General features: G+C 67.3%; 25 protein-coding genes and 1 pseudogene. 18 read left to right on the top strand and 8 right to left on the bottom strand.

Translation table 11 applies throughout. The features are described 5' to 3' along the window. The coding region (locus tag Q0C59_RS04110; protein ID WP_291212081.1) for a pyruvate kinase alpha/beta domain-containing protein at window positions 1-177 on the top strand (177 nt) is incomplete at its 5' end. 70 nt (window positions 178-247) lie between these two features. On the opposite strand, the gene Q0C59_RS04105 is transcribed toward Q0C59_RS04110, so the two are convergent. After that, window positions 248-1,015, bottom strand: a complete 768-nt coding sequence (locus Q0C59_RS04105; protein WP_291212070.1) for a YdiY family protein — start codon at window positions 1,013-1,015, stop codon at window positions 248-250. 164 nt (window positions 1,016-1,179) lie between these two features. On the opposite strand from Q0C59_RS04105, the gene Q0C59_RS04100 reads away from it, so the two are divergent. After that, window positions 1,180-2,079 (top strand): alpha/beta hydrolase, encoded by a 900-nt coding sequence (locus Q0C59_RS04100; RefSeq protein WP_291212067.1) that lies wholly within the window; start codon window positions 1,180-1,182, stop codon window positions 2,077-2,079. 77 nt (window positions 2,080-2,156) lie between these two features. Further along, window positions 2,157-3,221 carry a class II fructose-bisphosphate aldolase gene (gene fba / locus Q0C59_RS04095; RefSeq protein WP_291212064.1) on the top strand — a complete coding sequence of 355 codons (1,065 nt, stop codon included), beginning with the start codon at window positions 2,157-2,159 and terminating at the stop codon, window positions 3,219-3,221. 61 nt (window positions 3,222-3,282) lie between these two features. Here the strand turns inward: fba and Q0C59_RS04090 are convergent, their stop codons facing one another. Continuing rightward, window positions 3,283-4,110 carry an IclR family transcriptional regulator gene (locus Q0C59_RS04090; protein WP_291212061.1) on the bottom strand — a complete coding sequence of 276 codons (828 nt, stop codon included), beginning with the start codon at window positions 4,108-4,110 and terminating at the stop codon, window positions 3,283-3,285. A gap of 210 nt (window positions 4,111-4,320) precedes the next feature. Between Q0C59_RS04090 and Q0C59_RS04085 the strand changes: the two genes are divergently transcribed. From Q0C59_RS04085 to Q0C59_RS04075, 3 genes are all read left to right on the top strand, one after another. Further along, window positions 4,321-6,009, top strand: coding sequence for a long-chain fatty acid--CoA ligase (locus Q0C59_RS04085; protein WP_291212059.1), 1,689 nt, complete (start codon window positions 4,321-4,323; stop codon window positions 6,007-6,009). Window positions 6,010-6,089: 80 nt separating this feature from the next. Continuing rightward, complete coding sequence (locus Q0C59_RS04080; protein ID WP_291212056.1) at window positions 6,090-7,100, top strand: tripartite tricarboxylate transporter substrate binding protein; 1,011 nt, start codon at window positions 6,090-6,092, stop codon at window positions 7,098-7,100. Window positions 7,101-7,207: 107 nt separating this feature from the next. Continuing rightward, the gene (locus Q0C59_RS04075; protein WP_291212053.1) at window positions 7,208-8,116 is read left to right on the top strand and encodes a phosphoribosylaminoimidazolesuccinocarboxamide synthase; all 909 of its coding nucleotides are present in this window, start codon (window positions 7,208-7,210) and stop codon (window positions 8,114-8,116) included. 6 nt (window positions 8,117-8,122) lie between these two features. Here Q0C59_RS04075 and trxA read toward each other — a convergent pair whose 3' ends face one another. Then, entirely contained in the window at window positions 8,123-9,031 is a 909-nt protein-coding gene (gene trxA, locus Q0C59_RS04070; protein WP_291212050.1) for a thioredoxin, read from the bottom strand. 149 nt (window positions 9,032-9,180) lie between these two features. Here trxA and purE point away from each other — a divergent pair, with 149 nt between their 5' ends. Genes purE through Q0C59_RS04055 form a run of 3 tightly spaced genes read left to right on the top strand, consistent with a single transcriptional unit; the run spans window position 9,181 to window position 11,936 of the window. Next, window positions 9,181-9,669, top strand: coding sequence for a 5-(carboxyamino)imidazole ribonucleotide mutase (gene purE, locus Q0C59_RS04065; protein ID WP_291212047.1), 489 nt, complete (start codon window positions 9,181-9,183; stop codon window positions 9,667-9,669). Between the two features lie 10 nt (window positions 9,670-9,679). Further along, window positions 9,680-10,915, top strand: coding sequence for a 5-(carboxyamino)imidazole ribonucleotide synthase (locus Q0C59_RS04060; protein ID WP_291212044.1), 1,236 nt, complete (start codon window positions 9,680-9,682; stop codon window positions 10,913-10,915). Between the two features lie 13 nt (window positions 10,916-10,928). Beyond that, window positions 10,929-11,936 carry an L-threonylcarbamoyladenylate synthase gene (locus Q0C59_RS04055; RefSeq protein ID WP_370654216.1) on the top strand — a complete coding sequence of 336 codons (1,008 nt, stop codon included), beginning with the start codon at window positions 10,929-10,931 and terminating at the stop codon, window positions 11,934-11,936. Here the strand turns inward: Q0C59_RS04055 and Q0C59_RS04050 are convergent, their stop codons facing one another. Together Q0C59_RS04050 and dacB are read right to left on the bottom strand one after the other, a co-directional pair. Next, on the bottom strand, window positions 11,937-12,206 hold the full coding sequence (locus Q0C59_RS04050; protein WP_291212039.1) for a SemiSWEET transporter: 270 nt from the start codon (window positions 12,204-12,206) through the stop codon (window positions 11,937-11,939). Between the two features lie 13 nt (window positions 12,207-12,219). Next, entirely contained in the window at window positions 12,220-13,725 is a 1,506-nt protein-coding gene (dacB, locus tag Q0C59_RS04045; RefSeq protein ID WP_291212037.1) for a D-alanyl-D-alanine carboxypeptidase/D-alanyl-D-alanine-endopeptidase, read from the bottom strand. Window positions 13,726-13,822: 97 nt separating this feature from the next. On the opposite strand from dacB, the gene tsaB reads away from it, so the two are divergent. From tsaB to Q0C59_RS04030, 3 genes are all read left to right on the top strand, one after another. After that, on the top strand, window positions 13,823-14,611 hold the full coding sequence (tsaB, locus tag Q0C59_RS04040) for a tRNA (adenosine(37)-N6)-threonylcarbamoyltransferase complex dimerization subunit type 1 TsaB (RefSeq protein WP_291212034.1): 789 nt from the start codon (window positions 13,823-13,825) through the stop codon (window positions 14,609-14,611). 137 nt (window positions 14,612-14,748) lie between these two features. Further along, window positions 14,749-15,246: a ribosomal protein S18-alanine N-acetyltransferase gene (gene rimI / locus Q0C59_RS04035; RefSeq protein WP_291212079.1), complete on the top strand. Its 498-nt coding sequence runs from the start codon at window positions 14,749-14,751 to the stop codon at window positions 15,244-15,246. Then, window positions 15,243-16,052: a uracil-DNA glycosylase family protein gene (locus Q0C59_RS04030; RefSeq protein ID WP_291212031.1), complete on the top strand. Its 810-nt coding sequence runs from the start codon at window positions 15,243-15,245 to the stop codon at window positions 16,050-16,052. The genes rimI and Q0C59_RS04030 overlap by 4 nt, the downstream gene beginning before the upstream one ends. A 63-nt stretch (window positions 16,053-16,115) precedes the next feature. Here the strand turns inward: Q0C59_RS04030 and Q0C59_RS04025 are convergent, their stop codons facing one another. After that, window positions 16,116-17,027 carry a DMT family transporter gene (locus tag Q0C59_RS04025; RefSeq protein ID WP_291212028.1) on the bottom strand — a complete coding sequence of 304 codons (912 nt, stop codon included), beginning with the start codon at window positions 17,025-17,027 and terminating at the stop codon, window positions 16,116-16,118. 54 nt (window positions 17,028-17,081) lie between these two features. Between Q0C59_RS04025 and pyrF the strand changes: the two genes are divergently transcribed. The 5 genes from pyrF to Q0C59_RS04000 all read left to right on the top strand — a co-directional run bounded on the left by pyrF (window position 17,082) and on the right by Q0C59_RS04000 (window position 22,769). Continuing rightward, entirely contained in the window at window positions 17,082-17,921 is an 840-nt protein-coding gene (gene pyrF / locus Q0C59_RS04020) for an orotidine-5'-phosphate decarboxylase (RefSeq protein ID WP_291212026.1), read from the top strand. Between the two features lie 156 nt (window positions 17,922-18,077). Then, complete coding sequence (locus tag Q0C59_RS04015) at window positions 18,078-19,871, top strand: DUF1800 family protein (RefSeq protein WP_291212023.1); 1,794 nt, start codon at window positions 18,078-18,080, stop codon at window positions 19,869-19,871. Window positions 19,872-19,884: 13 nt separating this feature from the next. Further along, window positions 19,885-21,360, top strand: coding sequence for a DUF1501 domain-containing protein (locus Q0C59_RS04010; protein WP_291212021.1), 1,476 nt, complete (start codon window positions 19,885-19,887; stop codon window positions 21,358-21,360). Window positions 21,361-21,426: 66 nt separating this feature from the next. After that, window positions 21,427-22,155 (top strand): glutathione S-transferase family protein, encoded by a 729-nt coding sequence (locus Q0C59_RS04005; protein WP_291212018.1) that lies wholly within the window; start codon window positions 21,427-21,429, stop codon window positions 22,153-22,155. After that, entirely contained in the window at window positions 22,152-22,769 is a 618-nt protein-coding gene (locus tag Q0C59_RS04000; protein WP_291212015.1) for a glutathione S-transferase family protein, read from the top strand. Before Q0C59_RS04005 ends, Q0C59_RS04000 begins: the two co-directional genes overlap by 4 nt. Window positions 22,770-22,781: 12 nt before the next feature. Here Q0C59_RS04000 and Q0C59_RS03995 read toward each other — a convergent pair whose 3' ends face one another. Next, a complete protein-coding gene (locus Q0C59_RS03995) occupies window positions 22,782-23,228 on the bottom strand; it encodes an acyl-CoA thioesterase (protein ID WP_291212013.1) in 447 nt (148 codons plus the stop codon). Window positions 23,229-23,312: 84 nt separating this feature from the next. Continuing rightward, window positions 23,313-24,887 carry a CYTH and CHAD domain-containing protein gene (locus Q0C59_RS03990; RefSeq protein ID WP_291212010.1) on the bottom strand — a complete coding sequence of 525 codons (1,575 nt, stop codon included), beginning with the start codon at window positions 24,885-24,887 and terminating at the stop codon, window positions 23,313-23,315. 156 nt (window positions 24,888-25,043) lie between these two features. On the opposite strand from Q0C59_RS03990, the pseudogene Q0C59_RS03985 reads away from it, so the two are divergent. Next, window positions 25,044-25,314, top strand: a pseudogene (locus tag Q0C59_RS03985) (hypothetical protein); the annotation flags it as partial.

Genomic DNA, 25,314 nt, shown 5'->3' with positions numbered 1-25,314 from the left:
GTGCGCCCGCTGCTCATGGAAGCCAGCGCCGACCGCGACACCGCCCTGGCCGAAGCCGAAAACCAGCTGAAGAAACGCGGCATCGTGCACAGCGGCGACGTGTACGCCATCACAGTGGGCGAGCCCATGGGCCAGCCGGGCGGAACCAACACGCTGAAAATCTGTCGCGCAGGTTGAAACACCTCTCTCGCTCCCTCTTCCTGCGGGAGAGGGTCGGGGTGAGGGCCGGTGCCGGGACATGAGGGCATCAATCAAATCTCAGCGACACGCCCGTCACGAACATCGCGTCGCCTTTTTCCAGGTTGTTGCCGGGGGCGCTGTCGTAGCGGTAGCTCAGGCCCGCAGACAGGTTGATCGTCGGCGTCATTTCCACGGTCAGGCCGGTGTCCAGCACCGCGCGGTACTTGCCTGAATCGCGCAGGTTCGGATACAGCGTGAACTTCTGGCGCAGGTTGGTGGTGGGAGTCAGCCGGTGGCTGGACTCTTCCGACAACACCAGCTCGGTCCGTCCGTATTGCTCGCGCACCGCACCGGCGACGTCGGTGGGCGCGACGTACCAGTCGTACGAATAGCCCAGACCGGCGGACACGTCGAAAAACCCACGTTCGTCGCGCCACACGTGGCGCCCGATGCCGCTGGCCACCGAATACCGGGCCGAGATGTTGGCCAGCTCGTCGCTCAGCGTCTCGCCCGAACCGAAGCCGAACCAGTCGGGCGAAATGTCGCGGTTGTACTGGGTGCGCAGACCGTAGCGATCGGTGGTGGCCACGCCCGCACTGCGTGCGTGGTCGGCCTTGGCATCCCAGGTCCACTTGTCGTCGTTCGTCTGGCGCGCGCCCTCGGCGGCCAGGTTCAGCGCGGCGGCGTCGTTGTTGCCCGACGAGACATTGGCCCCGGCCGTCAGCAGGTAGCGCCACTGGCCGTCGGCCTTGAGAGTCACCTGCGCCTGCGAGAGGCCTGGCGCCAGCAGAGCGGCAGCAGAGGTGAGTGTCACGATCAGGGTGCGACAAGGCATGGTGTTCCGTTCTCTGTGCAGCTGGATGTTCATCTTGGAAGGTGCCCATTGCGGCACCACAGTTCCCCTCGGTTGTGTGACTATTGGTATCGGGACGCGACATCGCCACGGGCGCACCCCCAACCCAACTGAATCCGATCGCCAACGGCGCGCGTACACCTTCCATGCATTCACCGATCCCCGTCCCCTCAAACCCGCCCAACCGCCGCCGCTGGCTCACGCTGTTGGGCCTGGCGCCTCTGCTGCAGGCCTGCTCACCCCTGCGCCTGATCAACGCCACCGTGCCGTCGAACACACACACGGTGCTGCGCGACGAGGCCTACGGCCCCGCCGAGCGCCAGCGCATGGACGTGTACCGGCCGGTGGGCACCGCACCCGGTGCGCCCATGGCCGTGTTCTTCTACGGTGGCAGCTGGAGCAGCGGAGAACGCGCCGACTACAAGTTCGTCGGTGAGGCGCTGGCCTCGCGCGGCATCGTCACCGTGGTGGCCGACTACCGCCTGAGTCCCGAGGTGCGTTACCCGGTGTTCCTGCAGGACTGCGCGCTGGCCGTGCGCTGGGCGCGCGACAACGCGCAGCGCCTGGGCGCATCTCCCTCGCGCCTGTTTGTCACCGGCCACAGTGCGGGCGCCTACAACGCGGCCATGCTCGCGCTCGACGCGCGCTGGCTGTCCGAGGTGGCCATGCAACCCGGCGAGTTGGCGGGCTGGGCCGGTCTGGCGGGCCCCTACGACTTCCTGCCCATCGGCAGTCCCGCGGTGCAGCGCGCTTTCAACTGGCCCGACACCCCGCCCAACTCGCAGCCTCTGTTCCACGCCAGCGCAGGCACGGGCTCGAGACACCGCGTGCTGCTGCTGGCCGCCAGGAGCGACACCTTGGTGAACCCGCAACGCAACACCCAGGCCATGGCGCAAGCCCTGCAGCAGCGCGGAACAAAGGTGGAGCTGGATCTCTTTGACCGGGTGAGCCACACCACGCTGATCGGCGCGCTGGCGCCGCCGCTGCGCGGGCTGGCGCCCGTGCTCGACCGCTTCAGCCAATTCCTGCAGCAGCGCCCGACCTGACGCCATTGAGCACCGTCACGAGCGCGCCGTAAAATCGCGGGTTACCAACCGGTTACCAACTGACTGAAGGAATTCTCATGGCGCTCGTTTCCATGCGCGAACTGCTCGACCACGCCGCGATCCACGGCTACGGCATTCCAGCGTTCAACGTCAACAACCTCGAACAAGTGCAGGCCGTCATGGCCGCCGCCCACGAAGCCGGCGCGCCGGTGATCCTGCAGGCCAGCGCCGGGGCGCGCAAATACGCCGGTGAGCCCTTCATCAAGCACCTGATCCAGGCCGCCGTGGAGTCCTACCCCCACATCCCGCTGGTGATGCACCAGGACCACGGCCAAAACCCCGATGTATGCCAAGGTGCGATCGACCTGGGCTTCAGCTCGGTGATGATGGACGGCAGCCTGGAAGGCGACGGCAAGACAATTGCCAGCTACGAATACAACGTGGAAGTCACCCGCAAGGTGGTGGACATGGCGCACAAACTTGGCGTGACCGTTGAGGGCGAACTGGGTTGCCTGGGCAGTCTGGAGACCATGCAGGGCGACAAGGAAGACGGCCACGGCACCGACGCGGTGATGACGCGCGAACAGCTGCTGACCGACCCCGAGCAGGCGGCCGACTTCGTCAAGCGCACCCAGCTCGACGCCCTGGCCATCGCCATCGGCACCAGCCACGGCGCCTACAAGTTCACCCGCAAGCCCACCGGCGACATCCTGGCGATCGACCGCATCCAGGAAATCAACCGCCGCCTGCCCAACACCCACCTGGTGATGCACGGATCGAGCTCGGTGCCGCAGGACCTGCTGGCGGTGATCAACCAGTACGGCGGCAAGATCAAGGAAACCTACGGCGTGCCGGTCGAAGAGATCCAGAAAGCGATCCAGTTCGGCGTGCGCAAGATCAACATCGACACCGACATCCGACTGGCCATGACGGCTGCGGTGCGCAAGTTCCTGGCCGAGAATCCCGAGAAGTTCGACGCCCGCGAATGGCTCAAGCCCGCGCGCGAAGCCGCCAAGGCGATCTGCAAGCAGCGCTACATCGAGTTCGGCTGCGAGGGCCAGGCCAGCAAGATCAAGGGCGAGAGCCTGCAGGTCGTGGCCGCCAAGTACGCCAAGGGCGAGCTGGCCCAGGTCGTGCACTGACCCGTCTCGGATCCCCCTGAAAGCGCCACCCTTGCGGTGGCGTTTTTCATTCAGCGGGGTGTCAGTCCTCCCAGCCCGCGGCCTGGATCGCCGCCACGATTTCGCGGCCCGTTTTCACCAACGCCGGGCCAAAGTCTTCGTGCAGCAAGGCGCCCTGCAGCCGCGAGGCCGGCCCACCCACGGTGAGCGCCAGCGGCTCACGGCCATCGCCCAGGTCCAGCCCCACGCCGATGGCGGCGATCTCGCTTTCCCACTCCGATTCCGACACCGCGTAGCCGCGTTCGGCCCAGTCGGTTTCGGCGCGGCGCAACCCGGCTTCGCGCGCGGGCCAGCGTTCCGGGTCTTGCGCCTGCAGGCGCCTCGCCATCAAGGCTTGCATGCCCGGCGAGGCCGAGCACCAGATGGCGCGGCCCATGGCGGTCTCGGCGAACGGCAGGCGCGTGCCCACGTCCAGCCCGAGGATGAGCCGTGCCGTGCTGCGGCAGTGCGCCACGTAAACCACCGAGGCGTCGTGCCGCACACCCAGCGAAATGGCCGCCTGCGTGTGCTCGGCCAGGGTTTCCATGAAGGGCCGTGCGATGCGCCCGATCTGGAAGTTGGACAGCACGCTGAAGCCCAGCGACAGCACCGCCGGGCTCAGCGCGTACTCGCCGGTGGCTGCGCGGTGGCGCAGGTAGCCCAGGCTGGTGAGCGTGAACGTGAGGCGCGAAACGGTGGCCTGCGGCAGGCCGGTGCGCCGGGCCAGCTCCTGGTGCGCGAGCCAGCGGTCGGCCGGGGTGAAGCAGCGCAGCACGGTGAGTCCCCGCGCCAGTGCGGTGACAAAGCGGCGGTCATCGGCCGGGTCGGCTTGAGCGAGCGGGGCGGGGGGCGATTGGCGGTGGCGGCCCATGGCATTCCTTTTTTCTGCAGATCGGAATAAGCGTCTCCTCAACACGCCTTGTATTCCGCAGAACGGAATTTTGGAAGCTTTTGAGACCGCGACCCATGCTCGCTTTCCCTGATCTGTGTGCTTGCGCATTTACATCAGCCCATGGAGCGCCGTATATTGATCGACCTCGATCCCGTTTTCCGCTCAGCGGAATGAAGAACCCTCCACGGCATGAAGTCCCTCACCCCGGCCCACTGGCCGCCCGGCCTGCCGCAGCACCTCACGCTGCCGCAGACCCACGTCTTCTACAACCTCGAGGTGTCGGCCCGGCGCTACCCCGACAAGCCCTTCATCGTGTTCTACGACTCGGTGCTGACCTACGCCGACTTCCTGCGCGAGACCGAACACCTTGCCGGCCACCTGCAGCAGGCGGCCGGCGTGCAGCCGGGCGACCGCGTGCTGCTGTGCATGCAGAACAGCCCGCAGTGGGCGCTGGCGTTCTACGCCATCCTGCGCGCGGGCGCGGTGGTGGTGCCGGTGAACCCGATGAACCGGGTGGAAGAGTTGCGCCACTGCGTCAGCGACAGCGGCGCGCAGGTGGCCCTGGTGGCGCAAGACCTGCTGCCGCAGGTGCGCCCGCTGATCGTGTCCGAAGGTGAAGGCCTGCGCCATGTGATCGTGGCCACCTACAGCGACCATCTGCGTCTGCCCACCGATCTGGCGGTGCCCGAATTTGTGGCCGCGCCGCGCCAGCCACTGAACGAGCCTGGCCTCGTGGCCTGGGCCGACGCGATTGCCCAGGAGCGGACCCCCGTCCCGCTCACCACCGGCCCCGACGACCTTTGCGCCATGCCCTACACCTCGGGCACCACCGGCCTGCCCAAAGGCTGCATGCACACCCACCGCAGCGTCATGAGCACCCTGGTGGGAGGCGTGCGCTGGTTCGGCACCGCCTCCGACGCCGTGTGCCTCTCGGTGCTGCCCTTCTTCCACGTCACCGGCCTCACCGGCAGCCTGAACGGGCCGCTGTACGTGGGTGCCACGATCGTGGTGCTGGCTCGCTGGGACCGCGAAGTGGCGGCCATCTGCATGCAGCGCTACCGCGTGACCATGTGGCAAGCCATCAGCACCATGGTGATCGACTTCCTCGCGCACCCGCAGCTGGAGCGCTTCGACCTGAGCAGCCTGCGCTGCGTGCGCGGCGGCGGCGCGGCCATGCCCGAGGCGCTGGCCGCACGCCTGAAGGCGCTCACCGGGCAGGACTACATCGAGGGTTACGGCATGTCCGAGACCATGGCGGCCACCCACATCAACCCCACGCACCGGCCCAAGCGCCAGTGCCTGGGCATGCCGGTGTTCGACGTGGACGCGCGCGTGGTCGACCCCGACACGCTGGCCACATTGCCGCCGGGCGAGACCGGCGAGATCGTGGTGCACGGCCCCCAGGTGATGCAGGGCTACTGGCGCAACCCGAAGGCCACGCAAGAGGCTTTTGTCACCCTCGACGGTCAGCGATTCCTGCGCACCGGCGACCTCGGCCATGTGGACGAAGAAGGCTACTTCTTCATGACCGACCGCCTCAAACGCATGATCAATGCCAGCGGCTACAAGGTCTGGCCCGCCGAGGTGGAGGCACTCATGTACCACCACCCCGCCATCCAGGAAGCCTGTGTGATCGGCGTGCGCGACGCCCGGCGCGGCGAGAGCGTCAAGGCGCTCGTCGTGCTGCGGCCAGGCCACCGCGGCCAGGTGACCGAGCAGGACGTGATCGACTGGGCGCACAGCCACATGGCCGCCTACAAGAGCCCGCGCACCGTGGAATTCGTGGAAGCGCTGCCCCGCTCGGGCAGCGGCAAGGTGATGTGGCGCGAACTGCAGGAACAGCAGGCTGCGGTTGACGCCTCCATCCTTCCCCCCTAGCACCTCCCATTCATCACCCTCAAGACGCACACCGCGTCACAACCACCGCCGAAACGGCATTCCCCCAGAAGGAGACAAGCATGAAGAACACACCGTCCACTCCCCGCTCCAGCGGCCGCCGCGCGCTGCTGCTGGCCGCCGTCACCGCCACGGCCGCCGCTGGCGTGGCGCCCTGGAGCGTGGCCAACGCGCAAGCCCAGGCCTACCCCAGCCGCCCGGTCACGCTCATCATTCCATGGCCCGCTGGCGGCTCGACCGACCGCCACCTGCGCACCCTGGCCGAGCTCGCGTCCAAGCACCTGGGCCAGCCCATCGTGGTGGAAAACAAGCCCGGCGCCGGTGGCACCCTGGGCCCGAGCACCATGGCGCAGACCGCCAAGCCCGATGGCTACACCATCGCCCAGTTCCCGCTGGGCATGCTGCGCATGCCGCACATGCAGAAGACCAACTGGAACCCGATGACGGACTTCAGCTACATCATTGGTGTGTCGGGCTACACCTTCGGCCTCACGGTCAAGGCCGACTCGCCCTACAAGACCTTCAAGGACTATGTGGAAGCCGCGCGCAAGGCGCCCGGCACGATCAACTACGGTTCCACCGGCACCGGCAGCAGCCCGCACCTGCTGATGGAAGAACTGGCCGGCAATGCCAAGGTGCAGTTCGTCCACGTGCCGTTCAAAGGCAACGCCGACCTGCAGTCCGCCCTGCTGGGTGGCCACGTGATGGCGCAGAGCGACGCCACCGGCTGGGACAAGTTTGTCGACAGCGGCGAAATGCGCCTGCTCGTGACCTTCGGTGAACAGCGCACCAAGCGCTGGCCCGACGTGCCCACCGCGCAGGACCTGGGCTACAACGTGGTGTCGAGCTCGCCCTACGGCCTGGTAGGCCCCAAAGGCATGGACCCGGCCATCGTGAAAACGCTGCACGACGCGTTCAAGAAAGCGATGGACGAACCGCGCCACATGGAAGTGCTGGGCCAGCTCAACCAGGCCATGTGGTACCGCAACGGTGACGAGTACCGCAAGTGGGCTGCCGAGACCTTCAACAAGGACAAGGCCCTGATCGAGCGCCTGGGACTGGCCGCGAAGTAAGGCGCCACCCACGGGGTTCTCAACTTGCGATAATCCCCCGGAATGGTTCAAAGCCCGTTGGCTGTTCAACGGGCTTTTTTCTTGTCCCGCCTTTTCCCGATCCGATCATGACCACTGCCCTGCACACCTCGGCCCTCACCTCCCTGCCCTTGCTCGCGCGCGGCAAGGTGCGCGACAACTACGCCGTGGGCGACGACCGCATCCTCATGGTGGCCAGCGACCGCATCAGCGCGTTTGACGTGATCATGGGCGAGCCGATTCCCGGCAAGGGCGAACTGCTCACCCGGCTCTCGCTGTTCTGGTTCGACAAACTCGGCCCCACGGGCCTGAACATCTGCCCGATCCACCTCACGGGTGACGCGCCCGAGAGCGTGGTCTCTGCGACCGAGGCGCCCCAGGTCACCGGCCGTTCGATGCTGGTGCAGCGTTTGAAGCCGATCCCGGTGGAAGCCGTGGTGCGCGGCTATCTGGCCGGCAGCGGCTGGAAGGAATACCAGGACAACCAGGCCGTGTGCGGCGTGAAGCTGCCCGCCGGTTTGCAGAACGCGTCGAAGCTGCCCGAGCCGATCTACACGCCAGCGGCCAAGGCCGAGATGGGCGAGCACGACGAGAACATCACCTTCGAGCAGACCGTGGCCATGATCGGCCCCGAACTCGCCGCGCAAATTCGCGACGTGTCGATCGCGCTCTACAAGGCTGCGGCCGAGATGGCACTCCAGAAGGGCATCATCATTGCCGACACCAAGTTCGAGTTCGGCCTGGACAAGGCCGGGAAACTGGTGCTCATGGACGAGGTGCTCACGCCCGACAGCTCACGCTACTGGCCGCTTGAGAGTTATGTGGTGGGCCAGAACCCGCCAAGCTACGACAAGCAGTTCCTGCGCGACTGGCTGGAGACCGCGCAGGTGGGCGGCAAGCCCTGGGACAAGACGCCACCGGCGCCGCGTTTGCCCAAGGAAGTGATTGAAAAAACCGCTGCAAAGTACCAGGAAGCACTGACCCGGTTGATGGGCTGAAGCCGATCAGCTCAGCACGACGCTCGACAAGCGGCGGCGGTAGGTCGCCACCGTCGGGTCTTCCGGCGGCACCTGGCCCTCGGCCACCTTGGGTTTGGGTGGCTCGATGATGTCCAGGATGGCGATGAAGGTCTTGCGCGCCAGGTCTTCGCTCCAGGCCTTGTCGCGCATCAGGATCTCCAGCAACTCGTCCATCGCAGGCACCCACTGGCTGTGCGCCATCAGCAACTGCGCGAGGGCAAAGCGCGATGCGAAGTCGCGCTTGTTGGCGGCAATGGCGGCCTGCAGTTCGGCAGCGCGGGCTTCTGGGTCGGCCACGTCGGCGTTGGCGTCGCGCGCGGCCATCCAGCGTTGCAATGAATCGAGCCGGCGCACAGCGGCCGCCTTGGCGATCACGGGCGCAAACGCCACCTTGGCGTCGTCGTCCAGGCCCAGCTCCATCTGCAGCTTCACCAGGTCGAAGCGCGCATCGTCGTTGTTCGGGTCGGTCTTTACCGCCTCCTGCAGCTTCTCCAGCGCGCCTTCGAGGTCGCCTTCGGCGATCGCTTCCAGCGCTTCTTCTTCCTCGGCCAGGGCTTCGAGTTCGTTGGCCGCGGGCAGGTGCTTGTCGAGGAACTCCTTGATCTGGCCCTCGGGCAGCGCGCCCATGAAACCGTCGACCGGCTGGCCGTTCATGAGCAGAACGCAGGTGGGGATGCTGCGGATACCAAAGGCGGCAGCGAGCTGTTGTTCTTGATCGGAGTCGATCTTGACCAGCTTGAAGCGCCCGGCGTAGGCGGTCTCCACCTTTTCCAGCAGCGGGCCAATGACCTTGCACGGCCCACACCAAGGGGCCCAGAAATCGACCAGCACGGGCGTGTGGTGCGAAGCCTCGATGACCTCGGCTTCAAAATTGGCAATGGTGACGTTGATCATGGGGAGAGGGCCTGAAGGGGAAGCGGTGCGAGGCGGTCGGCACTGTGGAGCGAACCGTAAAATCCACACTTTACCGGAGAGCGCCATGCCTGTTCATGCGCGCCACCGGGCACCGCCCCCGACGGGGGCGCATTGGCCAAAGGCACTTCATGAACCCCATCCAGGTGGGCGTGGTCATGGGCTCCAGCAGCGACTGGGACACCATGCAGCACGCCGTGCAGATCCTGCAGGAATTCGGCATTTCGTTTGACGCCCGCGTGGTCTCGGCGCACCGCATGCCCGACGACATGTTCACCTACGCCGAAAGCGCGGCCGGGCGGGGCATGAAATGCATCATCGCGGGTGCGGGCGGTGCGGCCCACCTGCCGGGCATGCTGGCGGCCAAGACGGTGGTGCCGGTGCTCGGCGTGCCGGTGGCCAGCAAACATTTGAGCGGCGTGGACTCGCTGCACAGCATCGTGCAGATGCCCAAGGGTGTGCCGGTGGCCACCTTTGCCATCGGCGCGGCGGGAGCGGCCAACGCGGCACTGTTCGCCGTGGCCATGCTGGCCAATGAAGATGCTGCGCTGCGCGAGAAGCTTGAAGCCTTTCGCTCGCAACAAACCGCCGCCGCACGCGGCATGACCCTTCCCCTGTGACACCACGCCCATGAGCCTCAAGACCATCCTCCCCGGCAGCACCTCACCCACCGGCCAGCAGATCACGCTCGGCGTCATGGGCGGCGGCCAGCTCGGGCGCATGTTTGTGCAGGCAGCGCAGGCCATGGGCTATTTCACGGCGGTGCTCGATCCCGATCCCGCCAGTCCGGCCGGCCTGATCAGCCACTTCCACATCCAGACGCCGTTTGATGACGAGCAGGGCCTGGCCCAGCTGATGCAGCGCTGCGAGGCCATCACCACCGAGTTCGAGAACGTGCCGGCGCCAGCGCTGGTCACGCTCGGCGCACACCGGCCGGTAGCCCCTTCGGCCGCCTGCGTGGCGATAGCGCAGGACCGCATCAAGGAGAAGGCGCATTTCGTGCAGTGCGCACCGGTCAGCAGCGTGTTCCCCGCGCCCTACGCGACCATCACCACCGACGCCCTGCTCGCCGCCGTGCCGGCCGACCTGCTGCCAGGCATCCTGAAAACCGCTCGCCTGGGTTACGACGGCAAGGGCCAGGTGCGCGTGTCCACGCGCGAAGAACTGGCCGCCGCCTGGGCCGGCTTGAACAAGGTGCCTTGCGTGCTGGAAAAGCTCATGCCATTGCGCGGCGAGTGCTCGGTGATCGTGTCGCGTGGCGCCGATGGCCAGACCGTGAGTTTCCCGGTGCAGAAGAACACGCACCACGACGGCATCCTGGCCATCACCGAAGTGTTTGAGGGCGCGCTGGACCCAGCCCTGGCCGCGCGCGCGCAAGCCAGCACGGTGGCCCTGGCCAACCACCTCAACTACGTGGGCGTGTTGTGCGTGGAGTACTTCCTGGTCGACACCGCCGACGGCGTGGACCTGATCGTCAACGAGATGGCGCCGCGCCCGCACAACAGCGGCCACTACACCCAGAACGCCTGCGACATCTCGCAGTTCGAAGCGCAGGTGCGCACCCTCGCCGGACTGCCGCTGCCCACGCCGCGCCAGCACAGCCCGGCCATCATGGTCAACCTGCTGGGCGACCTCTGGTTCGCGCCCAACGCCGTGCGCGAGAAGGTGAGCGAACGCGGGGTGTCGCCACCCTGGGCGCAGGTGCTGGCCCTGCCCGGCACCCACCTGCACCTCTACGGCAAGCTGAGCGCGCGCCCGGGTCGCAAGATGGGCCACCTCAACATCACCGCCCCCACCGTGGCCGAGGTGCGCGAGACCGCGGCCAAGGTGTTGACGCTGCTCGGCCTGCCCCCGCTCGCCGCCTGATCCACCCATGCCGCTGCTGCTCAACGCCGCCGATGCGTCTGCCGTGGAACAAGCGGCGCAGCGGCTGGCGGCAGGCTCGCTGGTGGGGATGCCGACAGAAACCGTCTACGGCCTCGCGGCCAATGCCGACAACGCCACCGCGGTGCACCGCATCTTTGAAGCCAAGGGCCGCCCGGCCGACCACCCGCTGATCGTGCACCTGGCGTCCGGCACCGGCGCACAAGGCTGGCGCGCCGGGGTCGACCACTACGCGCGCGACGTGCCGGCCTTTGCCGTTGCGCTGATGAACGCTTTCTGGCCCGGCCCGCTCACGCTGATCCTGCCGCGCCGCGACGGCGTGGCGGCGGTGGCGGCCGGCGGGCAAGACTCGGTGGGCCTGCGCTGCCCGGCCCACCCGGTGGCGCAGGCGCTGCTCACCGCAGCGGCTGCACGGGGCGTGAGCGGCGTCGCCGCGCCCAGCGCCAACCGCTTCGGCCGCGTGAGCCCGACCACGGCCGCTCATGTGGCCGACGAGTTCGAAGCGCTGTCGGACGCTGAACTGCTCATCCTCGACGGTGGCGCCTGCCCGGTCGGTATCGAGTCCACGATCGTCGACGCCACACGCGCGTGGCCGGTGCTGCTGCGCCCCGGCATGGTCACCGCCGCGCAGATCGAGGCCGTGTGCAAACAGCCCTTGCGCGAGCGCGATGCCACCGCGCCCCGCGCTTCGGGCACGCTCGAATCGCACTACGCGCCACGCGCCAAGGTGCGGCTGATGGACGCCAAACCCCTGCAGGCCGCGCTCGACCTGCTGGGCACGGACGCCCGCCACATCGCGGTCTACGCCCGCACACCCATCAAGGCCGCGCGCGGCGTGAGCGTTCGCCGCATGCCGGCAGAGGCCAGCCGCAGCGCTCAGGAACTGTTCGCCGTTCTGCGCGAACTCGACGCCACCGGCGTGCGCCTGATCTGGGTGGAAACACCGCCGGCCGACGCGGCGTGGGACGGTGTGCGCGACCGGCTGGTGCGCGCGGCGGCGTGATCAGCGCTGCGGGGCACGCCCGTAGCGCAGCTTCATCACCAGGATGGCCAGCGCCAGCATCAGCGTGATGGTGTTGGCCACCACCACCGGCCAGGCGCCCAGGCTCAGCCCATAAACCAGCCACAGCGCCACGCCCAGCGTGAACGCGCTGTACATGCCCAGCGAGATGCCACTCACGTCGCGCGTCTTGAAGGTGAGCCAGGCCTGCGGCACGAAGCTGGCCGTGGTGAGGAAAGCGGCACTGAAGCCGATGATGTCGCCGAATGGCATCAGGCGGTCTTCTTCAGTCTTGCTGCGCGGCGGTCCACTCCACCAGCGCTTCGAGAGCCGGTCGGGCCGCCGGCGCATTGGGGTGGTTCACGAAGCCGACCACCACATAACGCGCGCCATTGGCCGCGTTCACATAGCCGGCGATGCCGGTGACGTCCCGGAGCGTGCCGGTCTTGAGCTGGGCATTGCCGCGCGCGGCGCTGCCGGGCGCGCGGGCCATGCGCGCCGCCGTGCCGTTGACACCGGCCACCGAGAGCGAGCTGGCAAAGCGCTCAGCCTGCGGATGGCGGCTGGCGTGGCGCAGCAAATTGGCCAAGGCCTCGGGCGAAATGCGCTCCTCGCGCGAGAGCCCCGAGCCGTTGTCCATCACCGGCATGGCGTTGCGGATGCCGAAGGTGCGCTTCCACCAGTTTTCAACCACCTCGCGCGAGCGCTCGAAGCGCGCCGGGCGCATGGGGATCAGGTTGCCAGCGACACCTGGCGTCATCCCCGGCTGCGGCGCCGGCGTGGGCACCAGGCGGCCCAGCGTGAGGTACACCTGCTGCGCCATCACGTTGTTGCTCCACTGGTTCACGTCCGTGATGATGTCCGACAGTGGCAGCGACGCCGCTTCGTGCAGCAGCGTGGCGCCCGGTGGTGTGAGGCCGGGACGGGCATGGCCAGTGATGGCGCCGCCGCTGGTGCGCCACAAACCCTCCAGGGCGCGCGACGCGTAGCTGCCGGGGTCCTGATAGGCCACGGGCCATTTGAGTTCGCCGCAGCTCTGCGGGTAGCTTCCTTCAAACCGGATGCTGTTGGCGTCGTCAAAGCGGGCCTGCAGTCCGCTGCGCCAGTCACCGCAGCGCGCGCCCACGCGGGCCAGCGGCACGGTGGCATCGATCGCCAGACCGGCCATGGGTGGCTCGCTGATCACGCGCGCCACGCCGCTGGCGCCGTCGGGCTGGAAGGTCAGCACAACCGACTTGAAATTGACCAGCAGCGCGTCGGGCGTGGCGTTGTAGGGGCGAAGCGATTCACCATCAAACGCACCGGGGTCGGTGGCGGCGATCTCGAAAGCGCTGTGGTCAAGCACGATGTCGCCCAGCACCACCCGCACACCTTTGTCTTGCAGGGCAAAGAATGCGCCCTGGATGCGTTCGAGCACAAACTTCGGATCACCGTCGCCGCGCACATACAGGTTGCCGCGCAGCACACCCTGGTCGATCGTGCCGTCGGTGTAGAAGCGCGTGTTCCAGGTGTAGTCGGCACCCAGCAGGTCGATGGCCGCGTAGGTGGTCACCAGCTTCATCACCGAGGCCGGGTTCACCGGCACGCTGGCGCGAAAACGCAGCCGTTCTTCGGCCCGGTTGTCGACCGACACCACCAGCGCCGACAGGGCGCTCGGCGGCACCTGCGCGCGCTTGAGCGCAGCCACCACGGTGGGCGGCAAGGCGCCGTATTCGCCGGGGAGCTGGGCGCAGGCGGGCAGCGCGACCACGGCGGTGGCCAGCAGGGCGAACAAGGAGCGGGTAAGTGACATGCGTTTCATTATGAAACGCCACCGTGTCCCGAGCGGCATTGCCCTTGTTCAATGGGCCGCAGGACGGACGACCGGCACGCTGGCCGATAATCCGGCGATGCCCTCGACACTCCCTGCTCATCAGCGCCTGCTGGCCATTGAAACCAGCACCGACGCCCTCTCGGTGGCGCTGGGAACGGGTGAACCCGGCGCACCGCTGTGGCAACGCAACGGCCCCGGCGGCGCCCAGGCCTCCGGCACGCTGCTGCCCATGGTGCGCAGCGTGCTTGCTGAAGCGGGCTGGTCGCTGGACACGCTGGCCGCCGTGGTGTTCGGGCGCGGACCGGGCTCGTTCACCGGCCTGCGCACCGCCTGCTCGGTGGCGCAAGGCCTCGCCTACGGCGTGCAAGGCCTGGGCCGGGCAGGTGGTTTGCCGGTGCTGCCGGTGGACACACTGCTGGCCCTGGCCGAAGAAGCCAGGCAGGCGCGGGTGGACGCAGGCGAACCACTGCCGGGCGTGATCGTGGCCCTGCTCGACGCCCGCATGGGTGAGGTGTATGTGGCGCCCTACGCCTGCGGCTCCGCCGGCCCCGAGGGATTGACACCGCTGGCGCCGCCCCGTCTGTGCAAGCCCGCCGACCTGCACGGCTACCTGCGAGACCTGGCCCCGGGCGAGCGCCTGCTCGCCGGCAACGTTTTCGAGATGGGCGCACTGACCGACCTGGTGGGCCAGCGCCACACCGCCCTGCCCACCGCCGCCGCCCTGCTGCGCCTCGCCCCGGGCCTGCTCGCGGCCGGTCACGCGGTGGCTGCGCAGGACGCGCTGCCCTTGTACGTGCGCGACAAGGTGGCGCAGACCACGGCGGAGCGCGAAACCATCCGCCTGGCCGCCGAGGCGGGCACATGAACACACCCACACAGGCCACCACAGCCATGCAAACCGCCCTGCCCGCCTGGGCCAGCGGCCTGTGGCCCGCGCCCACCGAGCCGCAGGTGCAGCCCCGCACGGCGTCGCGCCCCGAACGCCTGATCGTGTTCGAACCCATGCTCGAGTCCGACCTGGACGCGGTACAGGCGGTTGAGTCGCAGGCCTACGCGCACCCGTGGTCGCGCCGGCATTTTCACGATTCGCTCAAGGCCGGTTATCCGGCCATGCTGTTGCTGTCCGAAGCGCTGCCCGGCGAAGTGCCCCACCCGCCGCGCGCCGACGGCCGCGTGCTGCTGGGCTACCTGGTGGCCATGCCCGGCGTGGACGAAGTGCACCTGCTCAACATCACCGTGGCCACCGCCCACCAGCGCCAGGGCTGGGCGCGCTTCATGCTCGACGCGCTGGCCCTGTGGTCGCGCGGCCAGGGCGCGCAATGGGTCTGGCTGGAGGCGCGGGAGAGCAATGCGCCCGCGCGCGCTCTGTACGAACGCTGCGGCTTCGCACAGGTGGGCGTGCGCAAGGGCTACTACCCGGCCGGCCACTTCCAGCGCGAAGACGCGGTGGTGATGAGCCTGAACCTGGTGGCGGCTGCAGCCTTGGAAGCCAGACCATGAGCGACGCGCCCGACACCTCCTTCGTTCCCGAACTCGACGCCCGCCAGCGCGCCATGCTGGCCGAGATGGGCGTGCGGGTGTGGGCGCCGAAACCTGCGCCGGCCCAGATACCCGCCGTGGCGGTTCATGATCCCGTTGCAGCACCAGCGCCCAGAGCTGTGGCCGTGGCTGCCCCCATGGCTGCGCCTGTGCCGACGCCACCTGCCCAAGCCACACCCTCCCGACCTGCCAGCCCGGTGGCCACACTCGACTGGCCCGCGCTGCGCGACGCCGTGGCCGGATGCCAGGCCTGTGGACTCTGCCAGGGCCGCACCAACACCGTGTTTGGTGTGGGCGACGAACAGGCCGACTGGATGGTGGTGGGTGAAGCCCCGGGTGAAAACGAAGACCTGCAGGGCGAACCCTTTGTGGGCGCGGCCGGGCAGCTGCTCGACAACATGCTCAAGGCCGTGGGGCGCAGCCGCACCGGGAAAGGCGCCGAGGGCGCCTACATAACCAACGTGCTCAAGTGCCGCCCCCCGGCCAACCGCAATCCGCAGGCCGATGAGGTGGCCTCCTGCGAACCCTACCTTGCGCGTCAGGTGGCGCTGGTCAGGCCCAAGGTGATCGTGGCCATGGGCCGCTTCGCGGTGCAGGCCCTGCTCAAGACCAACGAGCCCATCGGCCGCCTGCGTGGCCAGATGCACCACTATGAAGGTGTGCCCGTGATCGTGACCTACCACCCGGCGTATCTGCTGCGCACGCCCGCCGACAAGGGCAAGGCCTGGGCCGATCTGTGTCTGGCGATGGCGCAGTTGCCGGCCTGAATCAGGTCAGGCGGCAGAGCGTGGGGGCCACAGAGCCAGCCGCCGGGCCGCCCCAAGGCAGGCTCAGCCCCCTCGGGGGGCAGCGACCCGCGCAGCGGTGGAGCGTGGGGGCCACAGCACAGAAGCAATGGCGACCATGACGAGGGCAACCGCCGCCCAGTCCTGCCAGTGCAGCACCTCGTTCAGCCACCACGCGCCGCTGAACACGCCCAGCACCGGGATGAACATCACCGACAAGGTGGATGCCACGGGCGGCAGGTCGCGCGCCATCATCAGCCAGGCCACCTGCGCAAAGGCAAACACGCCCAGCGCGTTGTAGACGATCGCGCCCCAGATGGCCGGTGTGGGCGCGACCCAGGCTTCCCTCTCGAACAGCACCGCGGCCGCGCTCATCCACAGCGTGGTGAAGAGCGTCATCCAGAACGAAATGGCCAGCGTGGGCTGGGGCAAGGTGGTCCGGCGCAGCATCTGCGTGCCCAGCGCCCAGGCGGCTGCGGCGGTGAGCATCATCATCACGCCCACCGGCTTGCCGGTGAGTTGCGTGAGCTCGTGCCACAGCAGCAGCACCACGCCCAGCGCCGCCGCGCCCACACCGCCCCATGCGCGCGCGCCCAGCTTCTGCCCGAACCACCAGGCTCCGACGATGGCTGAGAACACCGGCATGGTGTAGCCCAGGATCGCCGCTCGCCCGCTGGACAGGGTCTGGATCGCCAGCACCGCCAGCGTGTGCCAGATCAACATGTTGAACACCGTGAGCACGGCCAGTTCGCGCCAGTGTTCGCGGCCAATGCGAAACGGCACGCGGCGCCACACCAGCACCAGCGCGAGCACCGGCAAGCCGATCCACATGCTGATGGTGCGAAAGGTGAGCGCCGGGAAACCCGTGACGCCGAGTTTCATGATGGGCCAATTGATGCCCCACACCAGCGTGAGCAGAACCAGAAGAATGAGCTGTCGACGCGAGAGGGCTTGCATGGAACCGATCTTAGTGGGAGGCCCGCCCGCGGCATGCCCACCTAAAATCCCTCCATGACCTTTCTTGACATGCTGCGCGGCGCCGAGCGCCAGAACCGCTCCCTGCTCTGCGTGGGCCTCGACCCGGACCCGGCTCGCTTTCCGGGCAAGCTCAAGGGTGATGCAAGCCGCATCTACGACTTTTGCGCTGCAATAGTCGACGCCACGGCCGACACCGCCATCGCCTTCAAACCGCAAATCGCCTACTTCGCCGCCCACCGCGCCGAAGACCAGCTGGAGCGGCTGATGGAGCACATGCGCCGCACAGCGCCGCACGTGCCCACCATCCTGGACGCCAAGCGCGGCGACATCGGCAGCACCGCGCAGCAGTACGCCATCGAAGCCTTCGAGCGCTACGGAGCCGACGCGGTGACGCTCTCGCCCTTCATGGGTTTTGATTCGGTGCAACCCTATCTGCAGTACCACGGCAAGGGCGCGTTCCTGTTGTGCCGCACCTCCAACCCCGGCGGCGACGACCTGCAAAACCAGCGTCTGGCCTCGGTGGAAGGACAGCCGCTTTTGTACGAACACGTGGCGCGGCTCGCGCAAGGGCCGTGGAACCTGAACGGCCAGCTCGGCCTGGTGGTGGGTGCCACCTACCCCGCCGAGATCGAGCGTGTGCGCGCCATTGCGCCCACCCTGCCGCTGCTGATTCCCGGTGTGGGCGCTCAGGGCGGCGACGCCGCGGCCACGGTGCGCGCCGGCCTGCGCGCACAGGGCGACAACACCACAGGACCCATCATCGTGAACTCGTCCCGCGCCATCCTGTACGCGTCCGACGGGGACGACTTCGCAGCGGCCGCGCGGCGCGTGGCCCTCAAAACGCGTGATGAATTGCACGCTTCGCGCATCTGAATTTCGACCGATGGCGTGACAAATACCCCTGGACGGTATGGCCGCCGGGCGGGTGCCGCAGGCGCGCCACAGGCACATGTAACTGATTGAAACCTGGCCAGGCCGGCCCAAAGCCGCTGCCTAGACTCGCGCTCGTTCACTGGAGGAGAAGTCCAAATGACGACCGTAGAAACGCCAGACATGTCCGCGCCACCGGCGCTGAAACCCGGAACTGCAGCGGCGGCTGCACCCGATGACAACCCCGCCAGGCCCGCTGCGCTGCTCGCTTCTGCGGCTGCTGCCACGGCCTTGCTGGCTGCCTGCGGAGGGGGTTCGGAAAGCAGCGAACCAGCACCGCTGGTGGTGGTGCCACTGCCAGCCGAGCAAATCAGTGGCTTTCGGTTTACCAGCGCAACCAGCGACGAGGAAGGTGCCCGCTTCCTGCAACAGGCGCAGTTTTCGTCGACCCGCGACGAAATCGCGGCAGTGCGCAGCGCCAACTTCCCCATGTGGCTGGCGCGCCAGTACCAGACACCTCTGGGCCCCAATGGCTGGGACTGGCTGGAGGGCCAGGGCTATGGCGCGGTCGATGCCAACGAGCATTACTTCAGCACGCGCCCGGCCGATTACATGCTGTGGAACCAGCTCCTCAGCGGCCCGGACGCCATGCGAAAGCGCATGGCGCTGGCCCTGTCCGAGTTCTTCGTGAGCTCGATGTCGTCGGCCGAATTCACCTGGCGCAGTCATGCCTATGCGGCCTGGTGGGACATGCTGGTTCGCAATGCCTTTGGTAACTACCGCCAGCTGCTGGAAGACGTGACGCTGCATCCGGCCATGGGGTACTTCCTCAACACCAAGGGCAACCGCAAGGAAGACACACGCACGGGACGGGTACCGGACGAAAACTACTCGCGCGAGGTGATGCAGCTGTTCACCATCGGACTGGTGAACCTCAATCTGGACGGCAGCAGCCGCGGCACCGAGAGCTACACCCAGGATGACGTGACCAATCTCGCGCGGGTGTTCACCGGCTACGACTTCGACCGCTCCGACGGTGTGCGCCTGACCCGGCCCAACAACGGCGGCACCATCGAGTCCCATGCGTTCGCACGCAAGCGCATGTCGCTCACGGCAAGCAACCATTCAACCCTCGAGGCTCGCTTCCTGGGAGCAACGGTGCCGGCCAACGCCTCGGGCGCCGAGGCGCTTCGCATCGCGATGGACACCTTGTTCAACCATCCCAACGTGGGCCCCTTCTTCGCGCGGCAGATGATCCAGCGCCTGGTGACCAGCCATCCAAGCCCGGCCTATGTGGCCCGCGTGGCCTCGCGCTTCAACAACAACGGTGCCGGCGTGCGTGGCGATCTGCAGGCGGTGTGGACGGCCATCCTGCTGGACGACGAAGCGCGCGGTCCTGCCAGCCTCGGCAACCCTGCCTTTGGCAAGTTGCGCGAACCCATGGTGCGCTTCATCCAGTGGGGTCGAAGCTTCCGGGTGCAGTCGGCTGCCAACACCTGGAAGATCGGCGACCTCAGTGGCGCCTCGAACCAGCTCGGGCAAAGCCCGCTGCGCTCGCCGTCCGTGTTCAACTTTTTCCGACCGGGCTATGTGCCGCCCTCGACCAGTCTGGCCACCGCAGGAGCCACAGCGCCGGAGTTCCAGATCGTCAATGAAACCTCGGTAGGCGGCTACCTCAACTTCATGCAGAACACCATCGAACGCGGTGTGGCTGACGTGACGGCCGACTACTCCCGGGAACTGGCGCTGGTGCAGAACGCGCAGGCACTGGTGGACCACGTGTGCCTGGTGCTGGGAGCCGGCTCCATCTCTGCAGCCAGCCGTTCGGTCATGGTGGGCGCGCTCGAGGCCACACCGATCACGTCCAGCAGCACGGCCGACGTTCGGCGCCGCCGCGTGCTGGCAGCCATCTTCATGGTCATGGGTTGCCCCGAGTACCTTGTCCAAAAGTAAAGCGGAGCCCAACATGAACTTCATCAACCCGCAGAAACACACGCGCCGCACCTTCCTGCGCCGCGCCGGTCAGCTCGCCTTCACCGGGGCTGCCCTGCCCACAGCCCTCAACCTCGCAGCCATGGGCGAGGCCGCGGCTTTTGACGCCACCGACTACAAGGCGCTGGTCTGTGTCTTCCTCTTCGGCGGCAACGACTATGCCAACACCGTGGTCAACTACGACCTCGACAGCTACGGTCGCTACAACACCATCCGCGGTGGCCGGCCGGACTTTTCCGGCGGCGGCATTGCCATACCCCGCGCCGACCTTGCAGCCACCCTGCTCGACCCCACCACGCCACTGGCGGACGGTCGGCAATACGCCTTGCACCCGATGATGCCGGGGCTGGCGAACCTCTTCAACACGGGTCGGGCTGCGGTGCAACTCAACGTCGGCCCACTGGTGGTTCCCCTCACGCGTCAGCAGTACAACAGCCCCAACCGCGTTCTGTACCCGCGTCCGCCCAAGCTGTTCTCGCACAACGACCAGCAGTCCGTCTGGCAGACCTCGGGGGCCGAAGGCACCACCAAAGGCTGGGGCGGGCACATCGGCGATCTGGCCAGGCCCGGAAACGGCTCCAACAATGTCCTGACCTGCGTTTCGGTGGCCGGCAACACCGTGTTCCTGTCGGGTGAACAGGCGCTGTCCTACCAGGTCAGCTCCGGTGGTGCCGTGAGGATCAATGGACTCAACGGCAATGTGTACAACTCCGCGGCGGTGCGGGCAGCGATGCTGCAGTTGGCGCTTCAGGACCGCAGTCACCGGCTGGAGAAGGAATACAACCTCGTCACCGCCAGGGCGTTCAGCACCGAAGGCGCGGTGAGCAACGCGCTGAGCCAGTTTCCAGCCACCGATGCGCCCTTCAACAGCTTCCCGGCGCAGAACGGTCTGGCGGACCAGCTCAGGCTGGTGGCGCGCCTGATCGCAGCGCGCGACACGCTGGGCACCAAGCGCCAGGTATTCTTTGTCTCCATGGGCGGGTTCGATCTGCACGATGTGCTGATCAACAACCAGGCCACCCTGATGGGGCGCCTGAGCAGCGCACTCACCGCGTTCCACGCCGCCACAGTCAGCCTGGGCGTGGCCGACAAGGTGACCGCCTTCACCGCTTCCGACTTCGGTCGCACCCTGCAGAGCAACGGCGACGGCTCCGACCATGGCTGGGGCTCTCACCACCTGATTGTGGGTGGTGCGGTGCGCGGCCGGGCCTTCTACGGCAAGGCACCGCCGGTGAGCGTGACCAACAGCACCACCGATGCGTTCGACCAGTGGCATGTGGGCCAGGGTCGACTGCTGCCCAGCACCTCGGTGGACCAGTACGCCGGCACGCTGGCCACTTGGTTCGGTGTGCAGGGCACCGAGATGAACGGCATCCTGCCCAACCTGGGCAACTTCAACTCTGGCGACTATCCGCGCGACATGGGCTTCATGGTGAACCCTCAGGCGTAGCCTGGGCGACAGGCCCCGTGAACAGGCGCGGACCAGAATGCCGCTTGCTTGTTTCACGAGGCCCGCATGATCGATCTCTACACGGCGGCAACGCCCAACGGACACAAGGTGTCCATTGCGCTCGAAGAACTCGGGCTGCCCTACACGCTGAAGGTGCTCGACCTCGCCAAAAACGAGCAGAAGAACCCGGCGTTTCTGGCGATCAACCCCAACGGCCGCATCCCGGCCATCGTGGACCACGAGGCCGGTGGTTTTGCGGTGTTCGAGTCGGGCGCCTGTCTGGTGTATCTGGCCGAGAAGACAGGCAGGCTCATGCCTTCCGACGCAAAGGGCCGCTCGCTGGTGATGCAGTGGCTGATGTTCCAGATGGGCGGCATCGGGCCGATGATGGGCCAGGCCAATGTGTTCTTTCGCTACTTTCCCGAGAAGATCCCGGCGGTGATCGACCGCTACCAGGGTGAAAGCAAACGACTGTTCAGAGTGCTTGACGCGCGCTTGAAAGACCACGAATTCCTCGCTGGCGACTACTCGATTGCCGACATCGCGAATTGGGCCTGGGTGCGCACGCACCGGTGGTCGGGCGTGGACGTGGACGACCTGCCAAACCTGGTTCGCTGGCGCGATGCGATCCGCGCCCGGCCTGCGGTGCAGCGCGGTATCGAACAGCCCGCGTCCCGTGTGGACCTCACGCGCGATGGCGACGAAGGGGCGAAAAAATTTGCCGAAGAGGCCCGCACCATGGTCGAGATGGGCCAGAGCCTGCAACGCAACGTACCCACGAAAGGCACACCGTGAAGCTGTACGTGTCGCCACGCGCACCGAACCCCCGGCGGGTGCAGATGTTCATCGCCGAGAAAGGCATCGAGGGCATCGAGCAGGTCGTGGTGGACTTGAATGCCCAGGAGCACCGCACGCCGGCCTTTCGGGCCCGGAGCGCACTGGCGCGCATTCCGGTGCTGGAGCTCGACGACGGCCGAACGCTCAGCGAAACCCGCGCCATCTGCACCTGGCTGGAGGGCCGGCACCCCCAACCCAACCTGATGGGTGAGACGGCGGAAGAACGGGCGTTCATCGAGATGGCCGACCGGCGCATGGAGTGGTACCTGATGCTGCCCTTGGCCAATGCCATCCGCCACACCCACCCCGGCCTCGCCCCGCTGGAGCAGCCGCAGTTTCCCGATTTCGGCCAGTCGCAACGGCTCAAAGCCATGGAAACGGCGGTATGGCTGGACGCCGAGTTGCAACGCCAGCCCTGGGTGGCCGGTGAGCGCTTCACCATCGCCGACATCACGGCCTTCTGCACCGTGGAGTTCGGCAAGCTGATGCGCTTCAAGCCGGCGGACGAAGGTCTGCATGCGCTGCAAGCCTGGCGCGACAAGGTGGCCGCGCGACCCAGCGCCCAGGCCTGAGCCCCACGCCGTTCAGGCAAATTGCGGCGTGCGATAAGACTCCAGCTGCACGCGCACCGCGCGGGCGAGTGCCATTTCACCGGGCGTACCGGGCCGCCAGGCGTCCACTGGCATGTGTTGACCCTCCTCGTCCACGGCCACGAACACCATCAGGCATTCGGTGGTCTTGAGCATGCGTCCACCTTTGACGTCACCGCTGCGCACTTCCACGGCGATGTTCATGCCGGTGTGGCCGGTGTAGGCCAGCCGCGCCTCCACCTCGACCAGGTGGTTCGTGGCGATGGGGCGGTGGAAACGCACGCCGCTGGCGTACACGGTGAGGCAATGGCGCCGCGCCCAACCTGTGGCGCAGGCGTAACCTGCCTCGTCGATCCACTTCATCACCGTCCCTCCCGAGACGGTTTTGTCGGGCCCCGCTGCCGCGGCAGCGGCCAGAAAACGCATGGTGATGACAGACACGAAACCTCCTTTTGGAATACTTTCGTGTGATTATCGAAAAAACCTCCGAAATCCGTCACCCATCCGTCAAGCGCCTGAGACCGCTCAGCCCCAGGGCGTCGGCGCCTTCTCCAACGAACGCTCCATGGCCGGCAATTCGAGCAAGCCGGCCTCCAGCCGGGCCTGCAGAGACTGCTGCCAGTGCACCACCAGCGCCGACGCAGGCCCCGGCGCCACCGCGCCCAGCAAGGTGTGCGCGGTGCTCAGGTCGTTGAGCCGCCCGAGCAACTCCTGCGCGTTGGCCAGCACCGCGGTGCTGCGCGCCACACGTTTGGGCGGCAGCACACTGGCCAGAAACTCCTGGGCATAGCGCAGCTTCTTGAGCGAAATGCGCAAGGCGTGGCGGCCCTCGGGGCCCACGCGCCGCGCGGTGCGCGCCTGCTGGCGCAGACCTGCGTGGCGTTCACTCAAGATCGCCCGTGCCCACAACGCCAGGCTGTCACCCGCGAGCGTCCCGGTCGACGTGGGGTCGGCCGGCTGCAGGCACAGCACAGCGCGGGTGAAAGCCAGCAGGCGCAGCGCGTGTTCGCGGCTGCCCAGCGCATCGGCCGCGCGTTGCCACGCAGCACGCCGCTGAAGTTGCACCCACGCCAGCAGTGCATCGGTGGACCCGTCCGCAGCACCCGAGGCCGGCTGGCCACTCTCCATCAGTTCGGGCATCCATTCGGTGGCAAACACGTCCCAGTTGCGCGCATCACCGAGCTGGTTGGTCAGCAACTTCCACTCGTTTGACCAATGTGCGGCAAAGCGCCGGGGCAGCGCCGAACGAAAAATGCGCAGGCCGGTGCGCAGCCGCCGCAGTGCCACCCGCGCCTGGTGCACGAATTCAGGATCGGGCAGCGCGCCCTCGGGCCCGGGGTGCAGCACACCGGCTTCGTTGGCTTGCAAGTGGGCCAGGCAGCTCAGCGCCGCCGCGCGGAAGGCCTGCACGGGGTGCATGCCGGCCTGCAACTGCAAGCCCGACGCCTTCACCGGCTGCAGCCGTTCGCCCATGTACAGGGCGTAGCCACGTTCGGCCTTGCTGCGGTTGGCCGGCAGCAGGCGCAGTGCACTGGCGGTCTGCCCCAGTGGGCCCAAAGCGAGCGTGTGGGCGAGATCGAGAAGGGCATCCACAGGACCTTCCAGCAGCTCCAGTTCCAGCTCGAGGATGGGTTGACGGTGGTTGCCTTGCGCGTTGCCGGTGGCGATGAAACCCTGGTCCAACGCCACCTCCACGCGGGCAGGTCCGTGCTGCAGCACCCAGCTGCGCCGGGTGAAATCGGTACGGAACACCGGTACGAGCTGCCAGGCCACGCTGGCAAGCTGGGCGGCCAGGGCGGCGTCGTTCACCAGTGCCGTGAAGTCAAAGGCGCCCGGCCGGGTGGGTGCCTCCCACTCGCCGCGCTGCGACAAACCGCCTACCGACTGCCCGGCTGTCTTCACCGTGAGCAAGGTGCGGCGTCCCACGCGGCGTTCGCGCACGGCCATGCGCTGCGCGCGCAAGCTGAGTGTGGAGGTATCGAAATAGGTGTTGAAAAGCCGCTCTCGGCGCGGGGGCTGGGTCTTCAGCAAAGGATGCCTCAACAGCGCGACAAGGTCTTGCGGATGCACTTCGAGCTTGAGTTCGGTTTCTTGTGACATGGCGAGCGGCAGACGGTGGTTGTGAAGCGACAGACAACCGAGTCTGACAGCCCTTGAAGCCATGGCGCAACACCAGAACGCCGAGCACACCAGAGCCTGCGGCTGAGGGGCACAATTCCTGTCGGAGACACGCGCTTTCAACCACACGGACACATCATGAACACTCCCCTGAAACACATCGCCCGCTCGCTGGTGCTGAGTCTGGCCGCTGGTTTGTGCCTGGCGCCGGCCATGGCCGAAAAACCCGCCCACGCCGGCGGCGGCAAGCCCGACAAATGGGAGAAGTCCGAGCGTGACGGCAAGGGCAAGGGCGATCGCGAAGATCAACAACGCCGCAGCGCGCAAGGCTCGGGCGATCGCTCGTCCACCAACGTCGCGGTGCAGATCAACATCGGCGGCTACTTCCAGGACAACCAGCGCCTCGCGG

It is taken from the genome of Hydrogenophaga sp. (assembly GCF_022844385.1).
Classification (GTDB): Bacteria; Pseudomonadota; Gammaproteobacteria; order Burkholderiales; family Burkholderiaceae_C; genus Hydrogenophaga.
This window is presented reverse-complemented; position numbering and strand designations above follow the sequence as displayed.

What these genes read in the sequence shown, in the direction of transcription:
- Q0C59_RS03990 (WP_291212010.1), bottom strand. Translation starts at nt 24,887, where the DNA reads ATGTCACAAGAAACCGAACTCAAGCTCGAAGTGCATCCGCAAGACCTT.
- Q0C59_RS04025 (WP_291212028.1), bottom strand. Translation starts at nt 17,027, where the DNA reads ATGCAAGCCCTCTCGCGTCGACAGCTCATTCTTCTGGTTCTGCTCACG.
- Q0C59_RS04075 (WP_291212053.1), top strand. Translation starts at nt 7,208, where the DNA reads ATGACCACTGCCCTGCACACCTCGGCCCTCACCTCCCTGCCCTTGCTC.
- purE (WP_291212047.1), top strand. Translation starts at nt 9,181, where the DNA reads ATGAACCCCATCCAGGTGGGCGTGGTCATGGGCTCCAGCAGCGACTGG.
- Q0C59_RS04060 (WP_291212044.1), top strand. Translation starts at nt 9,680, where the DNA reads ATGAGCCTCAAGACCATCCTCCCCGGCAGCACCTCACCCACCGGCCAG.
- Q0C59_RS04105 (WP_291212070.1), bottom strand. Translation starts at nt 1,015, where the DNA reads ATGCCTTGTCGCACCCTGATCGTGACACTCACCTCTGCTGCCGCTCTG.
- Q0C59_RS04100 (WP_291212067.1), top strand. Translation starts at nt 1,180, where the DNA reads ATGCATTCACCGATCCCCGTCCCCTCAAACCCGCCCAACCGCCGCCGC.
- trxA (WP_291212050.1), bottom strand. Translation starts at nt 9,031, where the DNA reads ATGATCAACGTCACCATTGCCAATTTTGAAGCCGAGGTCATCGAGGCT.
- Q0C59_RS04015 (WP_291212023.1), top strand. Translation starts at nt 18,078, where the DNA reads ATGACGACCGTAGAAACGCCAGACATGTCCGCGCCACCGGCGCTGAAA.
- dacB (WP_291212037.1), bottom strand. Translation starts at nt 13,725, where the DNA reads ATGTCACTTACCCGCTCCTTGTTCGCCCTGCTGGCCACCGCCGTGGTC.
- Q0C59_RS04050 (WP_291212039.1), bottom strand. Translation starts at nt 12,206, where the DNA reads ATGCCATTCGGCGACATCATCGGCTTCAGTGCCGCTTTCCTCACCACG.
- pyrF (WP_291212026.1), top strand. Translation starts at nt 17,082, where the DNA reads ATGACCTTTCTTGACATGCTGCGCGGCGCCGAGCGCCAGAACCGCTCC.
- Q0C59_RS04090 (WP_291212061.1), bottom strand. Translation starts at nt 4,110, where the DNA reads ATGGGCCGCCACCGCCAATCGCCCCCCGCCCCGCTCGCTCAAGCCGAC.
- tsaB (WP_291212034.1), top strand. Translation starts at nt 13,823, where the DNA reads ATGCCCTCGACACTCCCTGCTCATCAGCGCCTGCTGGCCATTGAAACC.
- Q0C59_RS04010 (WP_291212021.1), top strand. Translation starts at nt 19,885, where the DNA reads ATGAACTTCATCAACCCGCAGAAACACACGCGCCGCACCTTCCTGCGC.
- fba (WP_291212064.1), top strand. Translation starts at nt 2,157, where the DNA reads ATGGCGCTCGTTTCCATGCGCGAACTGCTCGACCACGCCGCGATCCAC.
- rimI (WP_291212079.1), top strand. Translation starts at nt 14,749, where the DNA reads ATGCTCGAGTCCGACCTGGACGCGGTACAGGCGGTTGAGTCGCAGGCC.
- Q0C59_RS04085 (WP_291212059.1), top strand. Translation starts at nt 4,321, where the DNA reads ATGAAGTCCCTCACCCCGGCCCACTGGCCGCCCGGCCTGCCGCAGCAC.
- Q0C59_RS04030 (WP_291212031.1), top strand. Translation starts at nt 15,243, where the DNA reads ATGAGCGACGCGCCCGACACCTCCTTCGTTCCCGAACTCGACGCCCGC.
- Q0C59_RS04080 (WP_291212056.1), top strand. Translation starts at nt 6,090, where the DNA reads ATGAAGAACACACCGTCCACTCCCCGCTCCAGCGGCCGCCGCGCGCTG.
- Q0C59_RS04005 (WP_291212018.1), top strand. Translation starts at nt 21,427, where the DNA reads ATGATCGATCTCTACACGGCGGCAACGCCCAACGGACACAAGGTGTCC.